General features: G+C 29.3%; 8 protein-coding genes. 1 reads left to right on the top strand and 7 read right to left on the bottom strand.

Going from position 1 to position 6820, the window contains the following annotated elements:
• The coding region (locus CHL78_RS19300) for a MerR family transcriptional regulator (RefSeq protein ID WP_147295860.1) at positions 1-742 on the bottom strand (742 nt) is incomplete at its 3' end.
• A 212-nt stretch (positions 743-954) separates the two neighbouring features.
• Positions 955-2202: a GntP family permease gene (locus tag CHL78_RS19295; RefSeq protein WP_116041726.1), complete on the bottom strand. Its 1248-nt coding sequence runs from the start codon at positions 2200-2202 to the stop codon at positions 955-957.
• Between the two features lie 185 nt (positions 2203-2387).
• On the opposite strand from CHL78_RS19295, the gene CHL78_RS19290 reads away from it, so the two are divergent.
• A complete protein-coding gene (locus CHL78_RS19290; RefSeq protein WP_094367933.1) occupies positions 2388-2933 on the top strand; it encodes a cupin domain-containing protein in 546 nt (181 codons plus the stop codon).
• A gap of 285 nt (positions 2934-3218) precedes the next feature.
• On the opposite strand, the gene CHL78_RS19285 is transcribed toward CHL78_RS19290, so the two are convergent.
• From CHL78_RS19285 to CHL78_RS19265, 5 genes are all read right to left on the bottom strand, one after another.
• Positions 3219-5039: a glycoside hydrolase family 13 protein gene (locus tag CHL78_RS19285; protein ID WP_094367932.1), complete on the bottom strand. Its 1821-nt coding sequence runs from the start codon at positions 5037-5039 to the stop codon at positions 3219-3221.
• Positions 5040-5202: 163 nt separating this feature from the next.
• Positions 5203-5394, bottom strand: a complete 192-nt coding sequence (locus tag CHL78_RS19280; RefSeq protein WP_094367931.1) for a hypothetical protein — start codon at positions 5392-5394, stop codon at positions 5203-5205.
• Between the two features lie 15 nt (positions 5395-5409).
• The gene (locus CHL78_RS19275) at positions 5410-5832 is read right to left on the bottom strand and encodes a DUF1284 domain-containing protein (protein WP_094367930.1); all 423 of its coding nucleotides are present in this window, start codon (positions 5830-5832) and stop codon (positions 5410-5412) included.
• A 1-nt stretch (position 5833) separates the two neighbouring features.
• Complete coding sequence (locus tag CHL78_RS19270; protein ID WP_094367929.1) at positions 5834-6403, bottom strand: biotin transporter BioY; 570 nt, start codon at positions 6401-6403, stop codon at positions 5834-5836.
• Between the two features lie 162 nt (positions 6404-6565).
• Positions 6566-6820 (bottom strand): EamA family transporter (locus tag CHL78_RS19265; protein ID WP_147295859.1); only part of this gene is annotated, 255 nt, incomplete at its 5' end.

Below are 6820 nucleotides of genomic sequence, written 5' to 3'. Positions count from 1 at the left end.
CTATAATATCACGAAGTACTTCTGTAGCACTTAATCCACCTCTATCATTGTAATACTTAGCAAATCTTTCATCAGCAACATACATTTCTGCCAATCCCATATGAGCTTCAGCTGAATATACCGGCCATGAAAAACATAACCACACCTTATGCTTTTCATATACATTTTGGGCTTCTTCAGAATCTAAATCATTGCTATTTATAACCTGTGATAGAGATTCAAACATTTCACGCTCTATCTCTTGCATTTTGTTTATATCTTCTTCATTCATATTCATCCACTTTTTGTTAGATGCTTCTACAGTGTCTTTTCCGTATTTTTCTCTAATTTCATTACCGTATTTCGCTTCATTTTCCTCTAATTTATTCTTTTTAAATGCTTCAAACTTTTCTTTATTTGACATCTCTCTCTCTCCTTTTTTATGTTCTAATGTTTTTTCTACCGTTAAAATTAATTGTTCCAGTTGGTTTTTCCTTGAAATAAGTTGGTTATAATGTTTCTCTAATGCACTATAAATATTGAAGTCTGGCTGGTATATTAACTTTTGTATATCTTCTAATTTCATATCCATAGATCTATAAATTAATATTTGTTGCAATAAGTCTACTTCTTCTTCTCCATATATACGATATCCTGATGAGTTTATACGACACGGCTTAAGCAAGCCAATTTCATCATAATACCTAAGTGTTCTAACGCTAACTCCAGACAATTCAGCAAATTTTTTTGATGTATATTCCATGTACTTACCTCCTACAACTTTATAATAAAGGGTTACCTAGCGTCAGAGTCAATATCTTTTTATTATTTTTTAATTTTTTTTAGCTTATTTTATTATTTACATACAATCTATTAATATATAGTAACATTTATTTTTTATAGCAAAAAAGTACTGTAGCAAAGCTACAGTACTTTTAAAATATTTATAGTAAAGTTTCAGATAACAATATATTTTTATAAAATAACTTGAACACTTGTAGATACAACTGTCATTACTATACCAACTAAAGCTTCATAAGGTATCAGGCTAAATCTTTCTTTTATAGTCATATGGACACTTCCCGCACTAGTATGGAATAATGAACCATGAGGTAATTGTTCAAATACACTTGCCCCTGCATTAATCATAGATGCTCCTCCTACAGGAGATATACCTGCTCCTACAATTACTTCTGCAAATGTTGATGATGCAATTGTTGCCCCTGCAGTAGATGAAGCAGTTGCAAATGACATTAATATTCCAGATATAGGTGCAAGTAAAAATTGAGGCATATTTAATATCTCTAGTAACAAAATAGTACTATCTTGTACTCCTGACATTTGTATAATACCTGCTATTGTTCCTGTACCAAATAGTAAAATACATACTCCTTGCATTTTCTTTAGTCCAAAACTTAAATATTCATTAGTATTTTTTAAGTTTTTAGTTGCTATAATACAAACAAATCCTCCTACTGGTAAGGCTACCAGTGGGTCAATTACTATACTAGACACATTGCCTAAAAATAATAACCCAATAGCTACTAAAGGTCCCAATAGTGATACAAATAAATTAGGTAGATCTTCTCTAACATCAACAAGTTCATGATCTCCAATTTTACTGCCTTTATCTATAAGAAGCTTTGACATAACAACAGTTACAAATATACCAACTATAGCTGGTATGATGTTTGCCATCATTACACTTGACAAATCTACAGAAAAGTTTCCTGCAGCCGCTAAAGTATTTGGATTTGGGGAAATAATGTTTCCTGCTTTCCCTCCTCCAGCCATTGCAAGTAGTATTGCTAATTTAGAATAATTTAACTTTCTTCCTATATAGAGACCTACTGGTGCAACTGTAATTATTGCAACATCAAGATTTACACCAACCCCCGCCAATGCCATAGTAGATAATGCTATACCTAATATTGCTCTTTTTTCTCCTAAAATTTTTATTATTTCCTCAGAAATTCTATCTACTGCTCCGGTTTTTATTAAACTTCCAGCAAGTACACCAGATGCAATTACCCTTAATATTGATGGTGATATTCCCATCGCACCATTTATCATATAGTCTACAGTATGAGAAATATCAGCACCTCCAACTATTCCACCTATGAAAGCTCCTATCATCAAGCTATAAACTGGTTGTAACTTTTTTATTATTAAAATAATAGCTAAAACTAAACCTATTACTGCCCCGAAAGTAGTTATTTGCATAATCAACTCTCCTCTCTGTGTTGAATTATAATTAATTAGTTTAATTCTATTTAACTATATTGTATTTACTTAAGTCTCTTTTGTCAAATTAAATTTATTTAATTTAATTTGATTTAACTATCATGTAATTTTTTGTGATTTATGTGGTATAATATTTTTATTCTAGTTAGTATTGGAGTGTTAATATGAACGATTTAAATATAGGCGAAAAAATAGGACAAGTTAGAAGAAAACAGAGTTTGAGTATTAGAGATTTAGCAAAGCTTGCCGAGGTTACACCATCTTTACTTAGTCAAATTGAAAGAGGTCTTGCAAATCCTTCTGTCAACTCATTAAAATCTATATCTTCAGCTCTTAATGTACCTTTATTTACTTTTTTTGTATCAGAAGTAAATAAAAAAGATTTAATAGTTAGAAGTAATAGTAGAAAAAAGGTTATTTTGCCTGGAAGTGATGATGTTATATACGAAGTACTAGCTCCTAATGGAAGTGACGACTTAGAATTTGCAATTATGAACTTAGCTCCTCATACTTCTTCTTGTAACGACCCTATCCACCATAATGGTTATGAGATAGCATATATACTTGAAGGAGATGCTACTCTTCATATGGATGATGAAGTATTTATATTATATACTGGAGATAGTGTAAAGCTACCCATTGGAACTAATCATAGGTGGGAAAATAATACAGATAGCACAACAAAGGTAATATTTGCTGTTATCTTATAATGAAATAGCAAGGAAAAATATATATTTTTCCTTGCTATTTTTAACTTTGATTTTGTTTAAATCTATAATATTTTTAAAATAATTCTATTTATTCTTAAGACAAGTTAGTATCCTATTTCACTAATCATAATTATTTCTTTGCTTTTTTTATTAAATTATTTAGGTTGTTAATTTCTTTTATATATATTCTTTTTCTTAGATTATAAGTTATAACCCCAACAATACTAGACTCTATCATAAATGAATAATTATATATCCATTCTCTTGCCTTTACTTTTATTACTTTTATCTTAAAATTAAAAAATCATCACTATCTACATCAACACTTTCTGAAATTTCAATGAACTTTTCATTATACAAATCATATACTATCCTATTTTTTAAGTATTTTGGCATCTCAATAGTTTCTTTTTTGCTAGAATTATTAATTACTATTGTGACATCTTCTTTTCTAAGTATAATAAGTCCTTTATACTTATCTACCATTATCCAATCATTATTTGTAGACTTAAATGAACTATTTTCTTTTCTAAGCTTTATAATTTTTTTCATAAATTCAAGTATATCTTTGTCTTGATCTTTTTCATCCCAAATCATACACTCTCTTTGACCTTCACAGTCTGGAGTCTGAAGCCCTGTCATACCCACTTCATCTCCATAATATATACAAGGACACCCAGCTTGACTCATCATAAATAAATAAGCTAATTTAAACTTTTTAGTATTTCCACCTGAAAAAGTAAGTATTCTAGTAGTATCATGACTACCAAGTAAATTAAAAGTACCTTCATTAACTTGTAGTGGATAACTTACCATAACATTATTTATAGTGTATTTAAATCTTTTCGCATCCATCTGACCTATACAGAAGAAGTCTCTCATAGCATCTCCTAGAGGATAGTTCATAACAGAATCAAATTGATCTCCCATAAGCCAAGGTAAGCTATTATGCCATATCTCTCCTAATATATAAACATCTTCCTTAACTTTTTTAACTTCTGTTCTAAATTTTCTCCAAAATGTATGATCTACTTCATTAGAAACATCAAGTCTCCATGCATCTATATCAAACTCTCTCACCCAATACCTTCCAACCTCAAGCAAATACTCAATAACCTCTGGATTTTCAGTATTAAGCTTTGGCATTTCAGGTACACATCCAAACGTCTCATACGGTATATCTTTTCCCATATTTTCAATAGGAGTATCTACCGTTTCTATATCTTTTATATAGAACCAATCTTTATAAATAGATTTCTCCTTATTTTCTATTACATCCTGCCACTGTTTAGAGTAATATCCTATATGATTAAATACTGCATCAAGCATTACTTTTATATTTCTTTTGTGAGCTTCATCTACTAGATTTCTTAAAGTATCCTCATTTCCTAATCTTTTATCTATCTTCATGTAATTTATAGTATCGTATCGATGGTTAGTATTTCCTTCTGTTATTGGGCAAAGATATATACCATTAATACCCAAATCTTGTAAGTAATCAAGGTGATTTATAATACCTTGTAAATCACCACCATTAAAATTATCATGTCTTGGCTTGCTTCCCCAAGGCTCTACATATTCAGGGTCAATACTTTTATCACCATTTTCAAATCTATCTGGAAATATTTGATACCATATAGTATCTTTTACCCAGCTTGGAATCTTAGGTATATCAATTTTATTTAAATAAGCATATCCAAAAAAATTAGCAATATTGCTAAGTTCTTTATAGTTTTCAGCTATATCTAAATCTATAACTCCTTTTTCTGTGTATAGAAGCTTCTCATCTTCTCCTTCTATAACAAAACAATATCTTGAACGCTTATTTTCAGGTTTATACTCGCAAATCCAATAATCAAAATACTCTGTTTCTAATTCCTTTCTCATAGGTATATAGGTTCCACCTGACCACCCTTCCCCTGAAGCACCTAAATTTCCTACTGCACCACCTCTATTCCAAACATATGGATCCCCTATTCTAAGTTCTACTTTCTTAAGTTCTTTTTTCTTACTTCTCAACCTTATATGAAGAGTATTCTCATCATATCCATATGCATAATTACTTTTTGGAATATGAAGTAGTGCTTCCCTTGATATTTTACTCATACTATCTCATTCCCCCTATTTCCCAATTTTTCATAAATTATATACAAGTTATGTTAGTTATTTATGTTTATTATGTCAACAAATATTATTTTACTTTTTATTAATTAAATTAGAAAAGGAACATATTTATAGAATTTCGTCCATAATTATGTTCCTTTATTATCTATCTATGTTTCAAATATACTAAGTGTTCTTCGATTAAATCATTGTCTTTGACTATTACAAAGTACTCATTATAATGAGCATTATGTGGCTTTGTATATCTACATTCTAATACATAGTCACTATCTTCTAATTCTAGAAGTTCTCTGTCATTTAAAAATTTTCTTTCTAGTAATTCCCTTAAGCGCTCCATGGTATATCCCCCTAACTATAAGATAAAACTTTTACAATTTGTTGTATTATACCAACTACAGTTTATGCAAATATCATCAAATATTTCTTCTGTAATATGGTCATACACTAAGTTTTCTAATTCCTTATAATTATATATACCCTCTTTTATATTAAAATAATTAACAACTTTATAATCAAGCGTATTAACTTTTGCTTCTGTTACACAAGTTTCTTCATCAACATTATGTGGGCATTTTGCACAAAGACTATCTAATCCAAATACAACTTGAACCTTTTCAATCTTTTCTTCTGATACTTCATTTGTATTATTATAAATTCTATTAAATACACCTATCTTTTCAATTACTTTCTCCATATTTATACCAAATTCTTCACTATAACCTCTTCCTTGGTAAGCTCTCATACATAATATATGATGTGGTCTTATCTTAATCATACTACACACCTACTCTTTTTATTAGTCTATTCCCAAGCACCATTGCAAGACCTAACTTTATAAAATCTACTATAACAAATGGTGCTACGCATGCCATAATTCCTTGCATAAATGTCATCTTAGTAATAAAGCAAAACATCAATGTCCCTATTAAATAATCTATAATTAAACCTATTATTAACCCTATTACTGTCATAATATTACTTTCAAATCTTTCTCTAAAATATCCTATTATGTATACCATAAATGGAAATCCTATAATAAATCCACCTGTCGGTCCTACCATAATATTTAATCCACCTGTCATTTGAGCAAATACTGGCATTCCAACTGCCCCAATAAGTATGTATATTATTTGTGATATAAAACCTCTCTTAGCCCCTAAAACTAATCCAGATAAAGCCACTGCGAATAATTGCATAGTAAGAGGAACTGTAGTAAATGGAAGTGGTATTGATATTTGAGATAGTATTGCTGCTATACTTGCAAATATTGAACACATAATTAAGTCCTTGGTTGATAGCTTTCTTTTAACTTCCTCCTCTAAATAGTTCTTAGCCAATAATTTCATTTTTAACTCTCCTCACTTTATATCTTATTTATGTTAACCTAATTAAATTTCATAGTTTACATTATTAATTATATATTCTATCTTTATCTTTTGTCAATTTATATAACTAAAATTACTAAAATCAAATAAAAAAGACTAGATTCTTCTAGTCCTTATAATTAATTATTGATTTTCTTCTATGTTTTCAAGATTTTCTTTTTTGCCAGCGTTGGCTATTAGTATACCACTTATTATAAATATTGCCGAGATAATCTTGATTAGATTAATTTTTTCATCCAAAATAAAATAAGCCATTATCATTGAAAAAACTGGTACTAAGTTTATATATAAATTGGTCTTAGATGGACCTATATCTTTTATTGAAATCTGCTGAATTAAATAACCACATACAGATGCAAATACGGCCATATATAAAAC

The organism is Romboutsia weinsteinii (assembly GCF_002250835.2).
In the GTDB taxonomy this organism is placed as follows: domain Bacteria; phylum Bacillota; class Clostridia; order Peptostreptococcales; family Peptostreptococcaceae; genus Romboutsia_A; species Romboutsia_A weinsteinii.
This window is presented reverse-complemented; position numbering and strand designations above follow the sequence as displayed.

Excerpts from the sequence above, each read along its gene's own strand:
- CHL78_RS19280 (WP_094367931.1), bottom strand. The coding sequence starts at position 5,394 with ATGGAGCGCTTAAGGGAATTACTAGAAAGAAAATTTTTAAATGACAGA.
- CHL78_RS19290 (WP_094367933.1), top strand. The coding sequence starts at position 2,388 with ATGAACGATTTAAATATAGGCGAAAAAATAGGACAAGTTAGAAGAAAA.
- CHL78_RS19295 (WP_116041726.1), bottom strand. The coding sequence starts at position 2,202 with ATGCAAATAACTACTTTCGGGGCAGTAATAGGTTTAGTTTTAGCTATT.
- CHL78_RS19275 (WP_094367930.1), bottom strand. The coding sequence starts at position 5,832 with ATGATTAAGATAAGACCACATCATATATTATGTATGAGAGCTTACCAA.
- CHL78_RS19285 (WP_094367932.1), bottom strand. The coding sequence starts at position 5,039 with ATGAGTAAAATATCAAGGGAAGCACTACTTCATATTCCAAAAAGTAAT.
- CHL78_RS19270 (WP_094367929.1), bottom strand. The coding sequence starts at position 6,403 with ATGAAATTATTGGCTAAGAACTATTTAGAGGAGGAAGTTAAAAGAAAG.